The sequence below is a fragment of the Kitasatospora sp. NPDC056181 genome, from assembly GCF_042266225.1.
In the GTDB taxonomy this organism is placed as follows: Bacteria; Actinomycetota; Actinomycetes; order Streptomycetales; family Streptomycetaceae; genus Kitasatospora.
On the sequence record NZ_JBHJUK010000144.1, the window covers coordinates 1 to 21,628 of the forward strand.

Annotated in this window: 19 protein-coding genes; 11 read left to right on the forward strand and 8 right to left on the reverse strand. The window is 73.2% G+C overall.

Features of this window, described 5'->3' with window-relative positions; translation table 11 throughout:
• Positions 1-240 precede the first annotated feature (240 nt).
• The 5 genes from ppdK to ACFC1F_RS35555 form a co-directional block, all read right to left on the reverse strand.
• Complete coding sequence (gene ppdK / locus ACFC1F_RS35535) at positions 241-2,949, reverse strand: pyruvate, phosphate dikinase (RefSeq protein WP_307853200.1); 2,709 nt, start codon at positions 2,947-2,949, stop codon at positions 241-243.
• 563 nt (positions 2,950-3,512) lie between these two features.
• Positions 3,513-4,682: a tRNA dihydrouridine synthase DusB gene (dusB, locus tag ACFC1F_RS35540; protein ID WP_209413360.1), complete on the reverse strand. Its 1,170-nt coding sequence runs from the start codon at positions 4,680-4,682 to the stop codon at positions 3,513-3,515.
• A 165-nt stretch (positions 4,683-4,847) separates the two neighbouring features.
• Positions 4,848-5,645, reverse strand: coding sequence for a DUF4097 family beta strand repeat-containing protein (locus ACFC1F_RS35545; protein ID WP_209413358.1), 798 nt, complete (start codon positions 5,643-5,645; stop codon positions 4,848-4,850).
• Positions 5,646-5,647: 2 nt separating this feature from the next.
• Complete coding sequence (locus tag ACFC1F_RS35550) at positions 5,648-6,292, reverse strand: response regulator (protein ID WP_376164710.1); 645 nt, start codon at positions 6,290-6,292, stop codon at positions 5,648-5,650.
• The gene (locus ACFC1F_RS35555) at positions 6,280-7,509 is read right to left on the reverse strand and encodes a histidine kinase (protein ID WP_376164712.1); all 1,230 of its coding nucleotides are present in this window, start codon (positions 7,507-7,509) and stop codon (positions 6,280-6,282) included. Before ACFC1F_RS35555 ends, ACFC1F_RS35550 begins: the two co-directional genes overlap by 13 nt.
• Positions 7,510-7,644: 135 nt before the next feature.
• Between ACFC1F_RS35555 and ACFC1F_RS35560 the strand changes: the two genes are divergently transcribed.
• Complete coding sequence (locus ACFC1F_RS35560) at positions 7,645-8,187, forward strand: hypothetical protein (protein ID WP_376164714.1); 543 nt, start codon at positions 7,645-7,647, stop codon at positions 8,185-8,187.
• On the forward strand, positions 8,184-8,597 hold the full coding sequence (locus tag ACFC1F_RS35565; protein WP_376164716.1) for a hypothetical protein: 414 nt from the start codon (positions 8,184-8,186) through the stop codon (positions 8,595-8,597). Before ACFC1F_RS35560 ends, ACFC1F_RS35565 begins: the two co-directional genes overlap by 4 nt.
• Before the next feature lie 66 nt (positions 8,598-8,663).
• Here ACFC1F_RS35565 and ACFC1F_RS35570 read toward each other — a convergent pair whose 3' ends face one another.
• Positions 8,664-9,578, reverse strand: coding sequence for a helix-turn-helix transcriptional regulator (locus tag ACFC1F_RS35570; protein WP_376164718.1), 915 nt, complete (start codon positions 9,576-9,578; stop codon positions 8,664-8,666).
• 101 nt (positions 9,579-9,679) lie between these two features.
• Here ACFC1F_RS35570 and ACFC1F_RS35575 point away from each other — a divergent pair, with 101 nt between their 5' ends.
• On the forward strand, positions 9,680-11,215 hold the full coding sequence (locus tag ACFC1F_RS35575) for an MFS transporter (RefSeq protein ID WP_376164720.1): 1,536 nt from the start codon (positions 9,680-9,682) through the stop codon (positions 11,213-11,215).
• Between the two features lie 211 nt (positions 11,216-11,426).
• Complete coding sequence (locus tag ACFC1F_RS35580; RefSeq protein ID WP_376164722.1) at positions 11,427-12,788, forward strand: ALF repeat-containing protein; 1,362 nt, start codon at positions 11,427-11,429, stop codon at positions 12,786-12,788.
• Positions 12,789-13,001: 213 nt separating this feature from the next.
• On the opposite strand, the gene ACFC1F_RS35585 is transcribed toward ACFC1F_RS35580, so the two are convergent.
• Complete coding sequence (locus ACFC1F_RS35585; RefSeq protein WP_376164724.1) at positions 13,002-13,439, reverse strand: hypothetical protein; 438 nt, start codon at positions 13,437-13,439, stop codon at positions 13,002-13,004.
• 92 nt (positions 13,440-13,531) lie between these two features.
• On the opposite strand from ACFC1F_RS35585, the gene ACFC1F_RS35590 reads away from it, so the two are divergent.
• From ACFC1F_RS35590 to ACFC1F_RS35600, 3 genes are all read left to right on the forward strand, one after another.
• On the forward strand, positions 13,532-14,110 hold the full coding sequence (locus ACFC1F_RS35590; protein WP_376164726.1) for an NADAR family protein: 579 nt from the start codon (positions 13,532-13,534) through the stop codon (positions 14,108-14,110).
• Positions 14,107-15,225, forward strand: coding sequence for a hypothetical protein (locus ACFC1F_RS35595; RefSeq protein ID WP_376164729.1), 1,119 nt, complete (start codon positions 14,107-14,109; stop codon positions 15,223-15,225). The genes ACFC1F_RS35590 and ACFC1F_RS35595 overlap by 4 nt, the downstream gene beginning before the upstream one ends.
• A 212-nt stretch (positions 15,226-15,437) precedes the next feature.
• A complete protein-coding gene (locus tag ACFC1F_RS35600) occupies positions 15,438-16,685 on the forward strand; it encodes a hypothetical protein (RefSeq protein WP_376164731.1) in 1,248 nt (415 codons plus the stop codon).
• A 77-nt stretch (positions 16,686-16,762) separates the two neighbouring features.
• On the opposite strand, the gene ACFC1F_RS35605 is transcribed toward ACFC1F_RS35600, so the two are convergent.
• Positions 16,763-18,145 (reverse strand): glycine--tRNA ligase, encoded by a 1,383-nt coding sequence (locus ACFC1F_RS35605; RefSeq protein ID WP_209413341.1) that lies wholly within the window; start codon positions 18,143-18,145, stop codon positions 16,763-16,765.
• 217 nt (positions 18,146-18,362) lie between these two features.
• Between ACFC1F_RS35605 and ACFC1F_RS35610 the strand changes: the two genes are divergently transcribed.
• The 4 genes from ACFC1F_RS35610 to ACFC1F_RS35625 are packed head-to-tail and all read left to right on the forward strand — an operon-like array spanning position 18,363 to position 21,536.
• Entirely contained in the window at positions 18,363-19,388 is a 1,026-nt protein-coding gene (locus ACFC1F_RS35610) for a metal ABC transporter substrate-binding protein (RefSeq protein WP_376164733.1), read from the forward strand.
• Positions 19,389-19,405: 17 nt separating this feature from the next.
• Positions 19,406-20,173 carry a metal ABC transporter ATP-binding protein gene (locus tag ACFC1F_RS35615; RefSeq protein WP_376164735.1) on the forward strand — a complete coding sequence of 256 codons (768 nt, stop codon included), beginning with the start codon at positions 19,406-19,408 and terminating at the stop codon, positions 20,171-20,173.
• On the forward strand, positions 20,170-21,090 hold the full coding sequence (locus ACFC1F_RS35620; protein ID WP_209413336.1) for a metal ABC transporter permease: 921 nt from the start codon (positions 20,170-20,172) through the stop codon (positions 21,088-21,090). Before ACFC1F_RS35615 ends, ACFC1F_RS35620 begins: the two co-directional genes overlap by 4 nt.
• Before the next feature lie 35 nt (positions 21,091-21,125).
• Entirely contained in the window at positions 21,126-21,536 is a 411-nt protein-coding gene (locus tag ACFC1F_RS35625) for a Fur family transcriptional regulator (RefSeq protein WP_148645224.1), read from the forward strand.
• Positions 21,537-21,628 lie beyond the last annotated feature (92 nt).

The following is a 21,628-nucleotide window of genomic DNA, read 5'->3' on the forward strand; positions in this document are numbered from 1 at the left end:
GTTTTTTGTTTTTTTTTTAATCTCCCCCCCCCCCCCCGCCCGCGCCGGTGGGCGGGGGGGGGGGGGGGCGGGCCCGGGTTGGCCCGCCCCCCCCCCGGCCGCGTTACGTACGCCGGTTCTCCTGCGCCGAGCTCCGGTGTACGCCCTCCCTGGTGGGAGGGATGCGGTCAGCGAAGGGTTCGCGCCGTGGTCGGACGGGCCCTCCTCACCGATGCCTGGTGAGGAGGGCGCCTACCCGCCTCAGCGCGAGTCGCTGCCCGCGGTCTCGATGGCGGCGCGGCCGGCCTCAAGGCGCGCCACCGGGATCCGGAAGGGGGAGCAGGAGACGTAGTCCAGCCCCACCTCGTGGAAGAAGTGGACCGACTCCGGGTCGCCGCCGTGCTCGCCGCAGACGCCGAGCTTGAGGTCGGGGCGGGTGGCCCGGCCGGCCTCGACGGCGTGCTTGACGAGCGAGCCGACGCCGTCGCGGTCGATGGTCTCGAACGGGGAGACCCCGAAGATGCCCTTCTCCAGGTAGGCCGTGAAGAAGGAGGCCTCCACGTCGTCCCGGGAGAAGCCCCACACGGTCTGGGTGAGGTCGTTGGTGCCGAAGGAGAAGAACTCGGCGGCCTCGGCGATCTGGCCGGCCGTCACGGCGGCGCGCGGCAGCTCGATCATGGTGCCGAGCTTGATGTCCAGCTGGACGCCGGTGGACCGGGAGACCTCGGCGAGCACGCGCTCGCACTCGTCGCGGACCAGCTCCAGCTCCTGGACGGTGCCGACCAGCGGGATCATCACCTCGGGGCGCGGGTCCCCGCCGGCCAGCTTGCGCTCGGCGGCGGCCTCGGCGATGGCACGGACCTGCATGCCGAACAGGCCGGGGATGACCAGGCCGAGGCGGACGCCGCGCAGGCCGAGCATCGGGTTCTGCTCGTGCAGCTTGTGCACCGCCTGGAGCAGGCGCAGGTCGTTCTCGTTCGGGTCCCTGCGGGCCTCGGCGAGGGCGACGCGCACCGACAGCTCGGTGATGTCGGGCAGGAACTCGTGCAGCGGCGGGTCGAGCAGGCGGACGGTGACGGGCAGCCCGTCCATCGCCTGGAAGAGCTCCAGGAAGTCGCCCTTCTGCATCGGCAGCAGGGTGGAGAGCGCGAGCTCGCGGTCCTTGTCGTTGTCCGCCAGGATCAGGTGCTCGACCTCCTTGCGGCGCTCCTCGCCGAGGAACATGTGCTCGGTGCGGCAGAGGCCGATGCCCTGGGCGCCGTAGCGGCGGGCGCGCCCGCCGTCCTCAGCGTTGTCGGCGTTGGCCCGCACCGCGAGCCGGCGGCGGCCGTCGGCGTGCGACATCAGCCGGTGCACGGCCTGGACGAGGCCGCCCTGGACGTCGGCGCCGGCGTGCAGGGTGCCCTCGAAGTACTCGACCACGGGGGACGGCAGCACGGGTACCTCACCGAGGTAGACCTTGCCGGTGGCACCGTCGATGGAGACGATGTCGCCCTCCTCCAGCACCAGGCCGTCGGAGGTGGTCATCCGGCGGCGCTTGGTGTCGACCTCGAGCTCCTCGGCGCCGCAGACACAGGTCTTGCCCATGCCGCGGGCGACGACGGCGGCGTGCGAGGTCTTGCCACCGCGCGAGGTGAGGATGCCCTCGGCGGCGATCATGCCGTCCAGGTCGTCCGGGTTGGTCTCGCGGCGGACCAGGATGACCTTCTCGCCGGAGCGGGACCACTTCACCGCGGTGTAGGAGTCGAAGACGATCTTGCCGATCGCGGCGCCGGGCGAGGCGGCGAGGCCCCAGGCGATCTGCTTCGAGGCGGAGTCGGGGGCGAAGCGCGGGAACATCAGCTGGGAGAGCTGGCCGCCGGTGACCCGCATCAGGGCCTCGTCCAGGTCGATCAGGCCCTGGTCGACCAGCTGGACGGCGATCCGGAAGGCCGCGGCCGCAGTGCGCTTGCCCACGCGGGTCTGGAGCATCCAGAGCTTGCCGCGCTCGATCGTGAACTCGATGTCGCAGAGGTCGCGGTAGTGGTTCTCGAGCTTCTGCATGATCGCCATCAGCTCGTCGTACGACGACTTGTCGAGCTTCTCCAGCTCGGACAGCGGCAGCGTGTTGCGGATGCCGGCGACGACGTCCTCGCCCTGGGCGTTGGAGAGGTAGTCGCCGTAGACGCCGACGGCGCCCGTGGAGGGGTCGCGGGTGAAGGCGACACCGGTGCCGGAGTCCTCGCCGAGGTTGCCGAACACCATGGAGCAGACGTTGACCGCCGTGCCCAGGTCGTTCGGGATGCGCTCCTGGCGGCGGTAGAGCCGCGCGCGGTCGCCGTTCCAGGAGTGGAAGACGGCGTGGACCGCGAGGTCCATCTGCTCGCGCGGGTCCTGGGGGAAGGCCCGGCCGGTCTCGCGCTCGACGATGCCCTTGAACACCTCGACCAGTTCCCGGAGGTCGGAAGCGTCCAGGTCCAGGTCGTTGACGGTGCCCTTGGCGTGCTTGGCCTCGTCCAGGGCCTCCTCGAACAGCTCGCCGTCGACGCCCAGCACGGTCTTGCCGAACATCTGGACCAGGCGGCGGTAGGAGTCCCAGGCGAAGCGCTCGTTGCCGGACTGGGCGACCAGACCGGTCACCGAGGCGTCGGAGAGGCCGATGTTCAGGACGGTGTCCATCATGCCGGGCATGGAGAACTTGGCACCGGAGCGGACCGAGACCAGGAGCGGGTTGTCGGCCTGGCCGAGCTTCTTGCCCATCTCCTGCTCAAGGGCGTCCAGGTGGGCGCTGATCTCCTCGTGGAGCGAGGCCGGCTCGGTGCCGGTCTCCAGGAAGACCTTGCAGGCCTCGGTGGTGATGGTGAACCCCGGAGGGACCGGGAGGCCCAGGTTGGTCATCTCGGCCAGGTTCGCGCCCTTGCCACCAAGAAGATCCTTGAGGTCCTTGTTTCCTTCGGTGAAGGAGTAAACAAACTTCTGCTGGGACGGCACGGGTCGGTCTCCTCGCACACGGTTGCCCTGACGCCGGAGAACATACCCATTTCGAAGGCACTTCTGCGCCGCCAATAGGCCGTACGAGGCCAGTACTCGGTGGTAACCCAGCAGATCGAATGCACATAAAGGCGTTCACCTCTGTTGGTGAAATCGTCCGGATGACGCTAGCTTGCCTTCAAGTCTTGAACACAAGGAAACCGGAAGATCACACGATCGGGACGGAAAGTAGCGGTCGGCCGTCCACCGTGCCGCCCCGGCTTGATTTCCTGCACCCGGACCGGCCGATCCCGCGCCACCCCCTTCGGGAAGCGATTCACCGCCGATGTGGCCATTTCGTCCCCTGAGTGACCGTCAGTCGCCACCGTATGTGGCAAGCGTCACGAGCGCATCTCGCCCGCCGGACGTAGTCCTCCTCCGTCGATCGTCGCACTGCGTCCACGGATGCGCTCGTTCCGTGACATCAGTGCACCAAAAAGGAGCCCTCTTGGCCAGATAGGACAAGAGGGCTGGGACGCGGTGGCAATCACCGATCCAGGGGTGTTTTTGCCACTACGGACAGATCATCCGCCGGAGGTGTCCGATTCGGCGTCTGCACTGGGCAGGGCGCAGTCGTACGGATCGTCCAACCAGCCTTCCGGCAGAACCACCCGGTTGTTGCCGCTGGTGCGCCCGCGCGGGCCGTCCGCACCGGCCGGCCAGAGCTGGGACTGCTCCACCTGGGCGAGGGTTTCGGCCAACCCGGCCAGCGAGGAGGAGTTGGCCAGCCTCACCCGCAGCTCGGAGCCGACCGAGAAGCCCTTGGTGTACCAGGCCACGTGCTTGCGGAAGTCGATCACGCCGCGGGCCTCGTCGCCGATCCACTCGCCGAGCAGCTGCGCGTGGCGCACCATGGCCCGCGCCACGTCGGCGAAGCTCGGGCGGGCGTAGTCCACCTCGCCCTCGAAGATCGCGACCAGGTCCTTGAACAGCCACGGCCGCCCCAGGCAGCCGCGGCCGACCACCACGCCGTCGCACCCGGTCTCGCGCATCATCCGCACCGCGTCGTCCGCCGACCAGATGTCCCCGTTGCCGAGCACCGGGATGTGCGCCGGGACGGACTCGCGCAGCCGGGCGATCGCCGACCAGTCCGCGGTGCCCCCGTAGTGCTGGGCCGCGGTGCGGCCGTGCAGGGCGATCGCGGACACGCCCTCCTCGGCGCCGATCCGGCCGGCGTCCAGGTAGGTGAGGTGGTCGTCGTCGATGCCCTTGCGCATCTTCATGGTCACCGGGAGGTCCCCGGCGTTGGCGACCGCCTCGCGGAGGATCTCGCGCAGCAGGTTCCGCTTGTACGGCAGCGCCGAGCCGCCGCCCTTGCGGGTCACCTTGGGGACGGGGCAGCCGAAGTTCAGGTCGATGTGGTCGGCCAGGTCCTCGTCGGCGATCATCCGGGCCGCCTTGCCGACGGTGACCGGGTCCACCCCGTACAGCTGGATCGAGCGCGGCTTCTCGCTCGCGTCGAACCTGATCAGCTGCATCGTCTTGGCGTTGCGCTCGACCAGGGCCCGGGTGGTGATCATCTCCGAGACGTACAGGCCCTTGCCGCCGCTCTGCTCGCGGCAGAGGGTGCGGAACGGCGCGTTGGTGATGCCGGCCATCGGTGCCAGCACGACGGGCGGCCACACCTTCATCGGGCCGATGGTCAGCGGCGCGAACTCGTCGGTGGTCGCGGTGGGTGCGGGCGTGACTGTCATGCGCGGCTGACCTCGGGGACGGGGGCTCGGGACTCTTCATTGTCCCCCACCCGCGGATCGGCCCTTCAGCCGTCCGGTCCGGCCGTCCCCCGCCGGTCAGGAGCCGCTCGCCGGCCCGGCCCGGCCCCGCTCCGGGCCGCGGCCCGGTCGCCGCCCGGCCCCGGGTCAGCCCTGGGCCGGGACCACGTTCACCGCGCCCGAGGTGGTGGAGATCTGGACGGTGTCCGGGCTCGCGGGGTCGGACAGCCCGGTGTCGACGTGGACGTCGCCCGAGCCGTGGTCGACGGCGAAGTTGTAGCCCGAGCCGTGCGGCAGGGTCACCGACACCGATCCCGAGGTCGCACCGACCGACACCACGTGCGGCGGGCGAGCGAAGCCCAGCTCGACCGCACCGGAGGTGGCGTTCACGTCGACCCGGCCGGAGCCGAGGCCGGTGCCCTTCACCATCCCGGACGTGGTCCGCGCGTACACCTGGCCGGAGAGCCCGGACAGCTCGATCGCCCCCGAGGAGGCGTCGAGCCGGACGTCCCCGCTCAGGCCCGCGACGTCGACGCTGCCGGAGGTCGCGCCGCCGTCCACCGAGACGCCGGCCGGCACGTCCAGCTCGATCAGCGCGCCGCAGCCGACGTCCACCACCGGCAGCACCTGGTTGCAGCGCATCCGGACGGTGACCACGTCGCCCACGACGAGGGTCTCGACCCGCGGCCGGCGCACCGTCCAGTCCAGCCACTGGGTCACCACGACCCGGCCGGGCTCCCCCGGCCTGATGCGCACCGCCGCGGTACCGGTGTCCAGGTGCACCCTGGTCGCGGCGACCGGATACGTCCGGTAGTACGTCCGTTCCTGCTGCACCACCAGCCCCCAGGTCTGCACGGCGCCGAACGCCATGGTCAGCGCCATCGCCAGTGTCCCGGTGATCCGCCAGGCCCGGTGCCCGCCGACCGTCCCCCGTCCCCACCCCACCGCTACCCGACCTCCAGGAAGCGCAGCACCGCCAGCACCCGGCGGTGGCTGGCGTCGGCCGGCGGCAGGTCGAGCTTGGTGAAGATCGAGTTGATGTGCTTGGCCACCGCGCTGTCGCTGACCACCAGGGCGGCGGCGATCGCGGCGTTGGAGCGGCCCTCCGCCATCAGGCCGAGCACGTCCCGCTCGCGCGGGGTCAGCTTCTCCAGCGGATCCCGGTGGCGGCGGACCAGCAGCTGGGCGACCACCTCCGGGTCCAGCGCGGTACCGCCGTCGGCGACCCGCTGGAGGGCGTCGACGAAGTCGTCCACGTTGGCCACCCGCTGCTTGAGCAGGTAGCCCACCCCGCTGGTGTTGGTGGCCAGCAGGTCGGCCGCGTACCGCTCCTCGACGTACTGGGAGAGCAGCAGCACCGCCACCTCCGGCCACTGCCGGCGGATCATCAGCGCCGCCCGGACACCCTCGTCGGTGAAGCCGGGAGGCATCCGCACGTCCGCCACCACCACCCCCGGCCGGTGCTCCTCCACCGCGGCGAGCAGCTCCTCGGCGTCCCCGACGGCGGCGGCCACCTCGAAGCCCACCGCCTCCAGGACCTTGACCAGGCCGACCCTGAGCAGGACCGAGTCCTCGGCGATCACAGCGCGCACGGCAACTCCACGGTGATGGTGGTGGGACCCCCGAGGGGGCTGAGAACGGACAGCGTGCCGTCGACCGAGGCGGCCCGCTTGCGCAGGCCGGTCAGCCCGGTGCCGCGCGAGGCGTCCGCGCCGCCGACGCCGTCGTCGCTGACGACCAGGAGCAGCCGGCCACCGGCCGTCCGCACCGAGAGCTGGACCCGCGAGGCGCGGGCGTGCTTGGCGACGTTGGTCAGCGCCTCGGAGACGGTGAAGTAGGCGACCGCCTCGACGGTCGGCGCGATCCTCTCGGTGAGGTCGACGTCGAGCCGCACCGGCAGCGGGGCGCGCGCGGCGATGCCGGACAGCGCCGCGTCCAGGCCGCGGTCCTCCAGGACGGCCGGGTGCAGGCCGCGGACCAGGTCGCGCAGTTCGTCGATGGCGGCCTGGGCCTCCTCGTGCGCGTCCACGATGACCTGCATGACCTCGGGCGGGACGTCCTTGAGGGCGCGCCGGGCCAGGCCCAGGTTCATCGCCAGCGAGGTGAGCCTCTGCTGGGCGCCGTCGTGCAGGTCGCGCTCGATCCGGCGGCGCTCGGCGTCGACGGCGTCGACCAGGCCGGCCCGGCTCTCGGCGATCTCCTCGACCCGGCGCTCCAGCGTCTCCGCCCGGCCCGGGCCCAGCATCCGCCGGGCGGCCGTCTCCTCCAGCCGGGCCAGCAGGGCGCCGGCCCAGGGCAGCAGCGCGAGCAGGACGGCGCCGCACAGGGTCACCGGGACGTCCAGCTGGAGCGGGTGCACCCGCACCGGGCTGGACGACGGCATCAGCCACGCCCAGCCGAGGACGGTGGTCAGCAGCAGGCCGGCGCCCCACGCGTACAGCAGGCAGAGCGAGCCGAGCGCCAGCACCGGGCCGACCAGCAGGTGGTAGCCGGCCTGACGCCAGCTCACCCCCGTGCGCAGCCGGGTCAGCAGGCCCGCCGGGAGGTCCGCGGACCGCAGCAGCGCCGGCACCTCGACGCCGCGCAGGGCGCGCAGCCGACCGCGCTGAGCCGACGTCAGCAGCCGCAGGCAGAGCAGGGTCAGGAAGGTGACCGGCAGGAAGGCCTTGGGGGTCAGGCAGGCCAGCCAGATCGGCATGGCCAACGGGATGCCGGCGGCTATGAAACGGACGTCGCGCCAGGCGGCGGCCGACCACGGCGGGCGCTCGGCGCTCCTGGCGAGCGCTCGGCGCAGCGGGGTGGAGGGCATGCCCGACAGCGTAGGCCCCGAAGATCGACTGACGCCATGAAGGGGGATGGAGGACGGGGGTGTACCTGGCTACACCCCCGATTCGGAGCGGGACACTACCGACGCCGGGGGGTGGTGCGCGGAAGTCTTGAGGACATGACGAGCCCTGCACCGCACTCCGCCACTCCGCCCCACGGGCGGCCCGCCCCGGGCGCCGGGACGGCCGACGCCGAAGGCCCGCTGCCCGTCGGACCGGCCGACCCGGCCGGGCCCGCCGGTCCGCGCGGTCCGTGGGCGGTGCGCAGTGCCCGGGCGACGCGGGGGCGCGCGGCGCTGGAGGTGTACGAGCACGGCGAGCTGCTGGACGTCCTGGTCGCGGCCCGGCTGACCCCGCACCTGCTGCGCGGTGCCCGGCGCTGCGCCGTCCCCGGCTCCCGCGGGCGGTACGGGCTGGCCTGGGGGCGGCTGGCGCAGGACGGCGCGGCGCCCGCCGTGCGGTTCACCGGCGGGTGGCTCGGGCGGGCCGGCCGGGTCACCGGGAGCCCCGAAGTGGTCACGGTGGCCGGGGAGTTCTGGCTCGCCTGGGCGCACGGGCGGTTCGACGGGGTGCTGGTGGAGCACGCGGGCGGCTGCGAGCGGCAGTCACTGGCGCGGGTCCCGGGCCGTCGGCGCGGTGGCGTGACCGGCGGTGCGCGATGAGCACGGCCGTCCTGGGCGCCGCGGTTCGCGGCGCCACGGCTCGCGGCGCCACGGCTCCGGCCACCGCGCCGCTGCCGGCGTGGGCCGAGCGGGTGCCCGCCTTCGCGGCACTCGCCCTGCTGCCCTGGCTGGCGGTGCTCGCCGTCGGCCACGAGACCCCGTGGGTCGTCCTCGACCTGCTCGAACTCGCCTCCCTGCTCTCGCTGGACGGGCTGCTGCGCCGCCGCAGCCCGGCCGCCGTCCTGCCCGCCGGTGCGGTGGCGCTGCTGCTCACCGGCGACGCCCTGGCCGACATCGGCACCGCCGGCACCGGCCTGCCGCTGCTCGCCGCCGTGGTGATGGCCGGCTGCATCGAACTGCCGCTGGCCGCTCTCTGCCTCGCGCTCGGCCGCCGCGCGGCCCGCGCCTGACCCACCGCGGTCGGGCCGGGAGCCCGCCCCGGTTCCCGGTGTTACGCCTCGCTCGGGTACCCGGTGTTACGCCTCGCTCCGCGCCCGTTCCTGCGCCCCGCCCCGGAGCCCACCCGCCATCAGCTCCATCCGCTCACGGGTCTCCTCGTCCCTGGGCGTGTAAGCGATCAGGCGGGCGCTCGGACGCGGCCCCAGCCAGAAGTTCGTGTAGTCGCAGTGCAGCAGCCCGACGCCCGGCACCATGAACCGCTTCAGCCCGTTGCCCGGGAGCATCACGTCGTGCCGCTGCCAGGCCGCCTCGAAGTCCGGTGAGGCCTTGCGCAGCCGGGCGAGCAGAGCCTTCCAGGCCGGCTCGGCACTGTGGTCGGCCATCCCCGAGCGGAACCGGGCCACCATCCCGTCCCGCTCGTTCTCGTGGTCCACCAGCACATCCCGGAACCGCGACGGCGTGAACGCCATCCACATCAGGTTCCGGTCCTCGAAGGGCAGTTCGTCGAGGTTCCCGACGAGGTGGGTGTACGAGGGGTTGTGCGCCAGCACGTCGTACCGGGTGTTGACCACCGCGGCCGGCATCGGCGACATCTGCTCCAGCACCAGCCGGATCGCCGGAGTCACCGTCAGGCACTCGCGTACCGGCGCCGGGTCCTCCGTCCCGGCCAGCACGAACAGGTGGCCCCGTTCGGCCGGATCCAGCAGCAGCGCGCGGGCGACCGCGTCCAGCACCTGGGCGGACACCTGGATGTCCCGCCCCTGCTCCAGCCACGTGTACCAGGTCACCCCGACCGCGGCGAGCTGCGCCACCTCCTCGCGGCGCAGCCCCGGCGTACGGCGGCGGCCGGTCATCGGCAGGCCCACCTGCTCGGGCGCGATCCGCTCGCGGCGGCTGCGCAGGAAGGCCGCCAGCTCGTGCCGGCGGGCCTCGTCGGGGGCGGGGACGGCTCTCACCGGCGCGGTCGTGGCGGGCGTGGTGGACAGGCTCATGCACCCAGCATGCGCCACCGCGCATCCTGTTGCCAGGTACTTCTTATACCTGGATAACCACACTCTGGTACCAGGTTGGCGGGCGGCGGATCGTATGACCCGTGACCCCACAACTCGCCGTCGCCAAGACCACCGTCGCCGCACCCGCCCGTCCCGCCGGACCGGCCACCGCCGCCTCCGCCGCACCGGACTCCGCCCCCTCCCCGAAGCCCTCCGCCGAGACCTCCGGACAGGCCTCCGCCACGGCCGCCCCGGGCTCCGCCCTCGGCACCGCCGGGCTGGTCACCGTCCTGCTCGGCGCCTTCCTGCCGATGCTCGACTTCTTCATCGTCAACGTCGCCCTGCCCACCATCGACCACGACCTTGCCGCGGGCCCCGCCGTCCTGGAGCTGGTGGCCGCCGGCTACGGCATCGCCTTCGCCGTGCTGCTGGTCCTCGGCGGGCGGCTCGGCGACATCTTCGGCCGCCGCCGGCTGTTCGTCGTCGGCGCCGCCGCCTTCGCCCTGACCTCGCTCGCCTGCGGACTCGCCCCCGGCGCCTGGACCCTGGTCGCCGCCCGCGCCGCCCAGGGCGCCTCGGCCGCCCTGCTCATCCCGCAGGTGCTCGGCACCATCACCGCCGCCACCCACGGCGCACGCCGGGGCCGCGCGCTCTCCGTCTACGGCGCGGTCGGCGGGATCTCGGTGGTGATCGGGCAGGTCCTCGGCGGGATGCTGGTCGCCGCCGACCTGTTCGGCAGCGGCTGGCGCTCCGTCTTCCTGCTGAACGTCCCGTTCGCCCTGCTCGCCCTCGTCCTGGCCGTCCGTTACGTCCCCGAGAGCCGGGCCGAGCAGGCCGCCCGCGTGGACGTTCCCGGAACGCTGCTGCTCACCGCCGCCCTGCTCGCCCTGCTCGTCCCGCTGATGGAGGGCCGCGCCGCCGGCTGGCCGCTCTGGTCCTGGCTGCTGCTCGCGCTCTTCCCGGTGTTCGCGGTCGCGTTCGGCGTGGTCGAGGTGCGCGCCGAGCGCCGCGGCGCCACCCCGCTGGTGCCGCCCAGCCTGCTGCGGATCCCGGAGATGCGGCGCGGCCTCGGCATCGCGCTCCCCTACTTCGGCGGCTTCGGCGGCTTCATGTTCGTGATCGCCGTCGCCCTCCAGCAGGGCCTCCACCTCGGGCCGGTCGCGGCCGGCTGGGCACTCGTCCCGATGGCCGTCGGCTACTTCGCCGCCTCGCTCTCCGGCCCCCGTCTGATCGGCCGCTTCGGCAGCCGCGTCCTCACGGCCGGAGCCGTGGTGCAGGCTCTGGGCCTCATCACCCTGGCGCTCACCGTCCTCGCCGACTGGCAGCACTTCTCGCCGCTGCGGATGGCCCCCGGCGTCGCCCTCGCCGGCATCGGCCAGGGCCTGATCGGCACCCCGCTGTTCCGCGTCGTCCTCTCCAAGGTCCCCGCCGACCGCGCCGGCGTGGGCAGCGGCGTCCTCGCCACCGGCCAGCAGTCCAGCCTCGCCCTCGGCGTCGCCACCCTGGGCAGTCTCTACCTGGCGCTCTCCTCGACGCTGGGCATGGACCGCGCCCTGGCCCTCTGCCTCGGCATCCAGCTCCTGGGCTCCTTCACCATCCTGTACCTGACCACGCGTCTGCCCCGGTCCATCGGCTGACCGCCCCGGACGGCCGGGTCGCGGACGGCGCCGCGCCCACCTGCCCCCGACGGGGCGGGCGGGCGCGGCGCCGTTTGTCGGCAGTTGTCCGTAACATCCCGAACGAACCAACCCCGCCGAATAGTTGATATGCCGAGCAGTCAAAAAGATCTATGCTGTCCGGGTTCACGAACCCTCCCCGTGATCTCCCCATGAGAAGCAGGTCTGCTTGATGAAGTTGCCCCGGGCGTCCGCTGTCCTCGCTGCGGCTGTGCTGGCCCCCACCGTCCTGTTCCCCTCGATGGCGTCCGCCACGGACCAGCCGAAGCCCACCGGGCTCTCCGGTCCTGACACGGCGTCCGACCCCGCCGGGGACCACGACTCCACCCAGGAGGACCGGGACCGCGCGGAGATCCAGCGCATCCTCGCCGACAAGGAGACGGGGCGCGGCGTCCGCGAGGCCGCCGAGAAGGCCCTCAAGGGCAGCGCCGCCGACCTGCGGCACTTCTTCGAGGTCGAGCTGGACAGGCAGCGCCAGGACGACGACCGGGTCAAGCTCTCCCAGATCATGGCCGCGGGCGGCCCCGCCGTGAAGAAGGCCGCCGGCGCCGCACTCGACGGCACCTACGCCGACGTCGTCAAGTTCCTCAAGGAGGGCCAGTACACGGCCCGCGCCGAGGACGACGACCGGGCGGCGGTGGAGCGCATCCTCGCCGACAAGGAGAGCGGCCCCGCCGTGCGCACCGCCGCCGAGAAGGCCCTCAAGGGCGGCGCCGCCGAGCTGCGCCAGTTCCTGGAGACCGGCCTGGAGGAAGCCCGCACGGCCGACCTCAGGCTGAAGGCGGTGCAGATCGCCGACGCCGGCGGGCGCTCCGTCAAGGAGGCCGTCGACAAGGCTCTGCGGATCAACACCGCCGAAGCCCTCCACAAGCTCTTCGACGAGGACCTGCCCAAGGCCCGCGCCGAGGACGACCGGGTCGCGGTGCTCGTCATCATCGCCAACAAGGAGACCGGCCCGCGGGTCAACGCCGCCGCACAGAAGGCGCTGAGCGGCACGCCCGAGGACGTCCGCCGCTTCCTCGAAGTCGAGCTGCCGGCCCTGCGCGAGAGCGACGACCGGGTGAAGGTCTCCCAGCTCATGGAGGCCGGCGGCCCCGCCGTGAAGAAGGCCGCCGGCGCCGCACTCGACGGCACCTACGCCGACGTCGTCAAGTTCCTCAAGGAGGGCCAGTACACGGCCCGCGCCGAGGACGAGGCCAACGCCGCGGCCGCGGCCGCCGCCAAGCCCACCCGGCCGGCCCCGCAGCCCGACCAGGCCGCCCAGGCCGCTGGTACTGGTACCGGCACCGGCACCGGCACCGGCACGACCGTCCAGACCGCCGCCGACGTCTCGACCAACAGCACCAGCCCGGGCGCGGCCCACGCGCCGGCCCCGGCGGCCACCTGGACGACGACCACCACGGCCTCCGGCCGCCTCGCCGCCACCGGCGCGGGCGACGACCTCGGCTGGGAGGCCGGCGGCGCCGCCGCGGCCGTCGCCGCGGGCGCGGCCCTGGTCGCCGTCTCCCGCCGCCGTCACTCCACCGGGAGCTGACCCCGGCTTCACCCGATGACGGCGTGCCCCGGCCCACCGGCCGGGGCACGCCGCTTTCTGCGGGCCGGGGCGGCGAGCCACCGGGCCTCCGGGGCACCGGACTTCCGCCCCCCCGGTGCGAACACGCCGTTCCACCGCGGGCGTTCGCCCCTCCCGTCGGCGCCACCACCAGTGGGGCGGGAAGCTGGCGGGCCCGACTTCCCACTCCGACCCTCAGGTGTCCCTGCCCCACACGCGTTCCGCGTCGAGCCAGACGGTGGTGAAGTGCCGGCCGTCGCCGCGGAGGCGGACGGCCGGGGGGAGGTCGTAGCCGAGCGCGTCCAGGACCTCGGCACTCGGGTAGCCGAAGAGGTCGATGCCGTCGAGGACCACCGGGGCGGTCAGGCAGAGCGGGTCCCGGGTGAGGCCGACAGCCGCCAGGCCGCGAACGTCCTCGTAGCGGCCGTAGCGGTCGCCGACGTCGCCGTGGACGTCGAGCCGGACGCCCTCGTACTCCGCCGTGAACGACCAGCCCGCCCCGCAGACCCACCCCTCGCGCACGTCCGCGACGGTGGCGACGGCCCACTGCGCGGTCCGCTCGTCGTCGCCGAAGCGGAGCACGCCCGCGCGGCCGGGCAGACGGAGGCCGACGCCGGGAAGGATCTCGAACATACGGCGATGATTCCGATCCGAGAGCCCCGGCCGCAACCGGCGTACGGGGAAAGCGTTGGCACCGCCCACCCCCTTCGTGTCAGGATGACGATATGAGCAGCACGTACACGGGGAACCCCCTCGACGCCCGGAACCGCGCGGAGTTGACGGCAGCGGTCGCGGCCGGCGCGCAACCGAAGTGGCTGATGTTCTGGGGCCACCGGCCGCAGCGGGACGGGTCGGTCGGGCCGGGATCGCTCAGCCAGTGGTGGCCGTCCGGGTTCACCGTCGACGGGGTGGCGTACGCCAGCGCCGAGCACTGGATGATGGCGGGCAAGGCGCGGATGTTCGGGGACGAGGCGATCGTGCCGCGCATCCTGGCGGCCCGCACCCCCGCCGAGGCGAAGAAGCTCGGCCGGCAGGTCAGGGGCTTCGACGAACCCGCCTGGGCGGCCGGGCGGTTCGAGCTGGTCACCCAGGGGAACGTCGCCAAGTTCGGGCAGGACGAGGCACTGCGCGCGTACCTCCTCGGCACGGCGAACCGCGTCCTGGTCGAGGCCAGCCCGGTGGACCGGCTCTGGGGCATCGGACTCGCCGCCGACGACGAGCGTGCGCAGCGGCCGGCCGACTGGCGCGGGGAGAACCTGCTCGGGTTCGCCCTGATGGAGGCCCGTACCCGGCTGGCGCGGTGAGCACCGTCGCACGCGTCCTGGACGCCGCGGTGGTCGTGTCGGCCGTCGCCTCCCTGGCCGTCACGCCAAGGGCGTTGCGACGGGAGGTCCGGCCCGGGCGCGCAGGCGCGCCCGGGCCGGAGGCGTTGCTCGCGATCGTGGTGGCGCTGATCCTCGTCAACCAACTGGCCTTCGCCGTCTACGTCCAGCGGGTGCACGGGGGGAGCACCGAGTTCATCGCGCGGTACCTGCCGCCCGGTTGGTTCGACGTGCCGCGCGGCAACCCGGTCGTCGACTGGTTCGCCGCGCACACGCCCGCGCCCGGACTGCTCGCGCCGTCCGTCCTCCGTGTCCAGGCGTTCCTCGAACTCCCGCTCGTGCTCCTCTCGTTCGCCGCGGTGCTGCGCCGGCTGGACCGGGTGCTGTACGTCCGGACGGCCCGCTCGCCACTGCTCCCGCTCGCCGCGGTCTCGTACACCGTCGCGTTCTGCGCGGTCGAGTGGGACCTCCGCAACCCGTACACGGTGGACGACATCGTCATCCGGGTCCTGTCGGCGGTCGTCACCCCGCCGCTCCTCGCCTGGATCGCGGGACGGGAGCCCGACACCACGCCGTACGCCCCCCGGCCGATCGTCTTCGCGGTCGACCTCTGGGCGTACGGCCATCTGATGCTGACGCTGTACGACAGCGTCCTGCTCTACAACCTCGCCCGCCTCGGCCCCAGGCTGGAGAGCACGCTCACCGTGCTGGCCGTGCTCGTCGCGACCACCTTCGTCCCGCGGTACGAGGAGCTTCCCGGCCCGCGCGTCACGGCGCTCTCGCACACCCTCGGCCGGGGCCTGGCGCTGTTCCTCGTCCCCGCCCTCGCCATCCGGTACGCCGGCAGCTTCGGCACCCCCTGGGTCGCCGCCGCGGCGGGCGCCGTGGTGCTGCTCGCCGCCGTGGCCGGGCACGCGGTCCGGCTCGCGCTGCCCGCCGTCGCCGGCACGGCCGCCGGCGCCCTGGTCGTCCTCTGGTTCCCGGCGCCGTACTACGAGGCAGCGCTGCTCCCGGCGGCCGTCGTCGGGCTCCTCGCCGCCACCGCCACCTGTGCGGCCCTGGATGCGACTCGCCAACCGCTGGACGCACTCCCGTAACTCGGCAGCCGTATACCGACGCCAGGATGACCCGCAATCAGGGTCGAGATGGATAGGGTGCGGCGATCATGCGGATACGTCACACAGAACAACCAACAACCGGGCACATCGGCGAGAGCGAGCAGGACGCACTTGAGCTCCGCGCGGAGCTGGACGAGTTATTCCGGGCCAGGCAGTACGCCAACCAGCGCGAACGCCGCCTCAGGGAGGCCGTGCGGGCCCTCCCGGAGCGGCAGCGGCCGGACGGGGAGCTGTTGCGGCAGCTGGACCAGGCGCGGACGCTGCGCGAGGACCTCGGCGCGCGCTGCATCGAACTGACCGAGCAGCTCACCGCGTTGGAGGGCCGCCTGCGCCAGCCGGCCCCGCGGCAGGGCGACACCGCGCCCCGTCAGGGCGGCCCCGCGCCCCGTCAGCCCGCCGGGGCCGGCTTCCCGGACGGCGTGTACGAGGAAGCGTCCGCCCCCGGAACGCCACCACCGGCACCCCCCGCCACCGGGGCCCGCTTCGACAGGCCCCAGCCCCAGCCACGGCTCCAACCCCCGCCGCACCCCCAGCTCCAGTCCCAGCCCCAGTCCCAGCCCCAGTCCCAGTCCCAGCCCCAGCCCCGGTCCGAGCTCCGACCCCAGCCCCAGCCCCAGCCCGCGGAGACCGCAGGGGCCACGGCGGCGCCCCCTCCGCCGCCGATCCCCCGGAGCACCCAGGGCCCCCGCCGCCGCTCCCCCGCCGAACTCGCCGCCCTCGCCGCACAGGTGACCGCCCTGCACCGCCAGGGCGCCGCCCACGCCTACACCGCCCTGCTGGACGAGGCGGCCACTCTGCTCCTCCCGCAGGACACCGCCCACCTGACGGGCCTGCTCGCCCGCGGCGGCCCGCCCGACGCCTCCCTCCTGCTGGCCCGCGGCGCGGCCCGGAGCACCCCCGCGCAGGCCGCCGGCACGCTCGCCGAGTTGCGCCAGGCGGGGCTGGCCGCCGAGGCTGCCGAGCTGTTCCACGCCCTGTGGAGCTACCCGGTGGCCGCCCTGCCCGCTCTGCTGGCGGCGCTGGAGCGGGCCGGGCAGCACGCGGACGGCGCCACCCTGCTCTGGGAGTGGGGATCCGCACCGACCGCCGAGCTGGCCGCGCTCGCCACCGCACTGGAGCGCGGCGGCCGGTCCGGCGACGCCCGGGCGCTGCTGCGCCAGGCCGCGGGCCGGCCCACCGCCGATCTCGCCGCACTGGCCGGCTCCCTCCCCGCCCCGCTGCCCGCCGCCCTGCTGCACGACCTGGCGGCGCTGCGCCCGTCGGCCGAACTGGTCGCACTGGCCGCCGCCCTGGAGCCGCACAGCGAGCTGTACGGCGCCCTGCTGGCCGCCTTGACCGCGGACGAGGTCCGCCACCGCAGCACCCTCGCCGCCCTCCGCACGGCCGGCCTGCCGACGACCCAGGCCGCCCCGCCCCGCTCCCGCTGGGGGAGGCGCTAGGGAGCCGGCCCCGCAGGACGCAGGGAGCCCCCGCCCGCCCGAAGGCGAACGGGGGCTCCCCGGAGCAGAACCGGACGTCAGCAGCCGATCAGCCGCGCCGCCAGGTACGACTTCACCTGGTCCAGCGAGACCCGCTCCTGCGACATGGTGTCGCGGTCGCGCACGGTCACCGCGTTGTCCTCAAGGGTGTCGAAGTCGACGGTGACGCAGAACGGCGTGCCGATCTCGTCCTGGCGGCGGTAGCGCTTGCCGATCGCGCCGGCGTCGTCGAACTCGACGTTCCACGCGGTGCGCAGGTCGGCGGCGAGGCCGCGGGCCTTCGGCGAGAGGTCGGCGTTGCGCGAGAGCGGCAGCACGGCGACCTTGACCGGGGCCAGGCGCGGGTCGAGCCGCATGCCGACGCGCTTCTCCATGACGCCCTTGGCGTTGGGCGCCTCGTCCTCGAAGTAGGCGTCGATCAGGAAGGCCAGCATGGCGCGGTTGAGGCCCGCCGCCGGCTCGATGACGTACGGGAAGTACCGCTCGCCGGACTCCTGGTCGAAGTACTTGAGGTCCTGGCCGGAGGCCTCGCTGTGCACCGTGAGGTCGTAGTCCGTGCGGTTGGCGACGCCCTCCAGCTCCGAGAACTCCTGGCCGCCGAAGTTGAAGCGGTACTCGATGTCCACCGTGCGCTTGGCGTAGTGGGAGAGCTTCTCCTTCGGGTGCTCGAAGAAGCGCATGTTCTCGGTCCGCAGACCGAGGTCGACGTACCAGTCCCAGCGCTGCTGGAGCCAGTAGTCGTGCCACTGCTCGTCCTCGCCCGGCTTGACGAAGAACTCCATCTCCATCTGCTCGAACTCGCGGGTGCGGAAGATGAAGTTGCCGGGGGTGATCTCGTTGCGGAAGCTCTTGCCGGTCTGGGCGATGCCGAACGGCGGCTTCTTGCGCGAGGTGGTCTGGACGGCCTTGAAGTTGGTGAAGATGCCCTGGGCCGTCTCCGGGCGCAGGTACGCCAGGCCGCCGGCCTCCTCGGTCACGCCGAGGTGGGTCTTCAGCATGCCCGAGAACTCCCGGGGCTCGGTGAAGGAGCCCTTGGTTCCGCAGTCGGGGCAGTTGATGTCCATGAGGCCGTTCGGCGGCGGGAAGCCGTGCTTGGCCTCGTACTTCTCCTCCAGGTGGTCGGCCCGGTGGCGCTTGTGGCAGGAGAGGCACTCGGTCAGCGGGTCGTTGAAGGTGGCGACGTGGCCGGAGGCCTCCCAGACCTCGCGGGCCAGGATCACCGACGAGTCGAGGCCGACGACGTCCTCACGGGCCTGGACCATCGCGCGCCACCACTGGCGCTTGATGTTCTCCTTCAGCTCGACACCCAGCGGCCCGTAGTCCCAGGCGGCGCGGGTGCCACCGTAGATCTCGCTGCAGGGGTAGACGAAGCCACGGCGCTTGCTCAGGCTGACGATCGTGTCGATCTTGTCGGCGGCCACAGTGCTCTCTTCAGTACGACGGCACGGTCAGGGCACGGCTGGTTGCGCGTACCCGAATACCTCAGGTTACCGGCCATACGGGTACGGGGTTCAAATCGGTATTGCCCGTGCTCCCCCGCCCATCGGAATCCCCCGGCTCCTCCCACTCGTCGTCACCCCTTGTTCACCCGTCCGAGTGATTTGACAATCATTTCCATCTAACCTGAGAATGGTTGTCATGATGATCCGACGACCCTCTCGCACCGCCATAGCCCTGACCGCCACGGCCCTGTCCGCCACCCTCCTCCTCACCGCCTGTGGCGGGGACAGCAGCGCCAAGGGCTCCGGCGGCAAGCTGGACGTCGTCGCCTCCTTCTACCCGATGGAGTACCTCGCCTCGCAGATCGGCGGCGAGCACGTCAAGGTCACCGACCTCACCGCGGCCGGCGTCGAGCCGCACGACCTGGAGCTCACCGCCAAGCAGGTCGCGAACGTCAAGAAGGCCGGCGCGGTCGTCTACCTCAAGGGCCTCCAGCCCACCGTGGACAAGGCCGTCGCCGACTCCGGCGCCAAGCACGTGATCGACGCCACCGCCGCCAGCCCGCTGGTCGACCACCACCTCGGCGAGGGCCACTCCGAGGGCGACGGCCACGACCACGCCGAGGCCGCCGGCGACCCGCACCTCTGGCTCGACCCCACCCGGTACGCGGCGGTCGCCAAGAGCGTCGGCGACGGGTTCGCCAAGGCCGACCCGGAGCACGCGGCCGACTACCGGAAGAACACCGACGACCTGGTCAACAGGCTCACCGCCCTGGACCAGGAGTTCCGGGACGGCCTGAAGGACGCCGGGACCCGGACGTTCGTCACCAGCCACGCCGCCTTCGGCTACCTCGCCGAGCACTACGGCCTCACCCAGGTCGCCATCAACGGCGTCGACCCGGAGTCCGAGCCCACGCCGGCCCGCCTCGCCGAGGTCCAGAAGGCCGCCAAGGAGCACGGCGTCACCACGGTCTTCTTCGAGACCCTGGTCAGCCCCAAGCTCGCCGAGACCGTCGCCAAGGACCTCGGCCTCAAGACCGCCGTCCTGGACCCGCTGGAGGGCGTCAAGGACACCTCCAAGGACGACTACCTGACGGTGATGAGGCGCAACCTCGCCAACCTCCAGGCCGCCCTCGGCGCGACCACCCCCGCAGGCACTCCCGCGAGCACCCCCGCGGCCGCCGCCACCACCCCGGCCGCGACCACCCCCGCGACCACCAGCTGACGGGACGACAGCACCTCATGGCACACCCGACACCCCCGGCCGTCCGCCTCCACGACGCCGTCGCCTCCCGCGGCGGCCGGCCGGTGCTGCGCGGCGTCGACCTCACGGTGAACCCCGGTGAGGTCGTCGCGCTGCTCGGCGCCAACGGCTCCGGCAAGTCCACCACCGTCAAGGCCGTGACCGGCGCCGTGGCGCTGGACCAGGGCGGCCTGGAGCTGTTCGGCACGCCGTTCGCCAAGTTCCGCGCCTGGCACCGGATCGGGTACGTCCCGCAGCGCACCACCGCCGCCTCCGGCGTCCCGGCCACCGTCCGCGAGGTGGTCTCCACCGGGCGGCTGCCGCAGCACGGCCTGCTGCCGTTCCGCCGCAAGGACCGCGCGGCGGTGGACGGCGCGCTGGCCGCCGTCGGCATGCTGGACCGGGCCGGGGACGGCGTCGCGGACCTCTCCGGCGGGCAGCAGCAGCGGGTGCTGATCGCCCGCGCCCTGGTCGGCTCCCCCGACCTGCTGATCATGGACGAGCCGATGGCCGGGGTGGACGCCGCCAGCCAGCAGGTGCTCGCCGACACCCTGCGCGCCGAGGTCGCGCGCGGCGCCGCCGTCCTGCTGGTGCTGCACGAACTCGGGCCGCTGGAGCCGCTGATCGACCGTGCGGTGGTGCTCCGCGACGGCTGCGTCGCCCACGACGGCCCGCCCGTCCCCAACACCGGACTGCACGCGCTCCCCGGACACGACCACGTCCACCCGCACGAGGACCTCCACCACACCCAGGGACTGCTGGCATGACCGAGATGCTCCAGTACGACTTCATGCAGCGGGCGCTGCTCGCCGCCGTCCTGGTCGGCATCACCGCGCCCGCCGTCGGCATCTACCTCGTCCAGCGGCGCCAGGCACTGATGGGCGACGGCATGGGCCACGTCGCGATGACCGGCGTGGGCCTCGGCTTCATCTTCGACACCAGCCCGGTCTGGATGGCCGTGCTGGTCTGTGTCCTCGGCGCCGTCGCCATGGAACTGGTCCGCTCGCGCGGCAACCAGCGCGGCGACATCGCGCTCGCCATGCTCTTCTACGGCGGCATGGCCTGCGGGAAGCTGCTGGTCTCGAAGTCCGCCCAGGCCGGCGCCGGCTCGCTGGAGTCCTACCTCTGGGGCTCCATCCTGACCGTCACCCCGGCCGACCTCACCACCATCGGGATCCTCGGCGCCCTGGTGATCGCCGTCACCGTCGGCCTGCGCCGCCAGCTCTTCGCGATCTGCCAGGACGAGGACTTCGCCCGGGTCACCGGCCTGCCGGTGCGCTTCCTCAACCTGCTGCTCGCCGTGATGGCCGCGGTCACCGTCACCGTCGCCATGCGGGTCGTCGGCCTGCTGCTGGTCAGCGCGCTGATGGTGGTCCCGGTGGTCGCCGCCCAGCAGCTCACCCGCTCCTTCGCCGCCACCCAGGCCGCCTCCATCGGGCTCGGCGTGGTGGTCGCGCTGGCCGGCGTCACCGGCTCGTACCACCTGGACGTCCCCTCCGGCCCGGCCATCGTGCTGCTCGCCATCGCCGTCTTCGCGGTCTTCAGCGCGGTCGCCGCCCCGCTGGCCCGCCGCCGGCACCGGGCGGCGGGCGAGTCCGGACCCCGGGTCTGCGACGTCCAACTGCCCGGGCAGAGCCCGGCCGACGCAACCTCTCCGGAGCGCGGTGCGGGGCTGGCACAATGAGGTGCGAGACGCCCACACACCCAGGAGGACCCACGGTGACCACCGCAGGCCCGTCGCCGCGCGCCCGATCGACCCGGCAGCGTGCCGCCGTCTCGGCAGCCCTGGACGAGATCGAGGACTTCCGCAGCGCGCAGGAGCTCCACGACATGCTCAAGCACCGGGGTGACTCGGTGGGCCTGACCACGGTCTACCGCACCCTGCAGTCGCTCGCCGACGCGGGCGAGGTGGACGTGCTGCGCACCGCCGACGGCGAGGCGGTCTACCGCCGTTGCAGCAGCGGGCACCACCACCACCTGGTCTGCCGGCACTGCGGGGCCACCGTCGAGGTCGAGGGGCCGGCCGTCGAGCGCTGGGCCAACTCGGTCGCCGCCGAGCACGGCTTCAGCGACATCGCGCACACCCTGGAGATCTTCGGCACCTGCGCGGAGTGCGCCAAGAAGTCCTGAGCGCCGAACGCCGGAGGGCCCGGGGGGCGCGGCCCCCGGGGCCGCCGGCGGGCCCCCCGCGCGGCGGGGGCCGGCGCCGCGCCGGTGTCGTA

Bases quoted from the DNA above. Each gene is read 5' to 3' on its own strand.
- ACFC1F_RS35580 (WP_376164722.1), top strand. From the start codon at position 11,427: ATGAAGTTGCCCCGGGCGTCCGCTGTCCTCGCTGCGGCTGTGCTGGCC.
- ACFC1F_RS35620 (WP_209413336.1), top strand. From the start codon at position 20,170: ATGACCGAGATGCTCCAGTACGACTTCATGCAGCGGGCGCTGCTCGCC.
- dusB (WP_209413360.1), bottom strand. From the start codon at position 4,682: ATGACAGTCACGCCCGCACCCACCGCGACCACCGACGAGTTCGCGCCG.
- ACFC1F_RS35560 (WP_376164714.1), top strand. From the start codon at position 7,645: ATGACGAGCCCTGCACCGCACTCCGCCACTCCGCCCCACGGGCGGCCC.
- ACFC1F_RS35570 (WP_376164718.1), bottom strand. From the start codon at position 9,578: ATGAGCCTGTCCACCACGCCCGCCACGACCGCGCCGGTGAGAGCCGTC.
- ACFC1F_RS35610 (WP_376164733.1), top strand. From the start codon at position 18,363: ATGATGATCCGACGACCCTCTCGCACCGCCATAGCCCTGACCGCCACG.
- ACFC1F_RS35565 (WP_376164716.1), top strand. From the start codon at position 8,184: ATGAGCACGGCCGTCCTGGGCGCCGCGGTTCGCGGCGCCACGGCTCGC.
- ACFC1F_RS35615 (WP_376164735.1), top strand. From the start codon at position 19,406: ATGGCACACCCGACACCCCCGGCCGTCCGCCTCCACGACGCCGTCGCC.
- ACFC1F_RS35585 (WP_376164724.1), bottom strand. From the start codon at position 13,439: ATGTTCGAGATCCTTCCCGGCGTCGGCCTCCGTCTGCCCGGCCGCGCG.
- ACFC1F_RS35590 (WP_376164726.1), top strand. From the start codon at position 13,532: ATGAGCAGCACGTACACGGGGAACCCCCTCGACGCCCGGAACCGCGCG.
- ACFC1F_RS35555 (WP_376164712.1), bottom strand. From the start codon at position 7,509: ATGCCCTCCACCCCGCTGCGCCGAGCGCTCGCCAGGAGCGCCGAGCGC.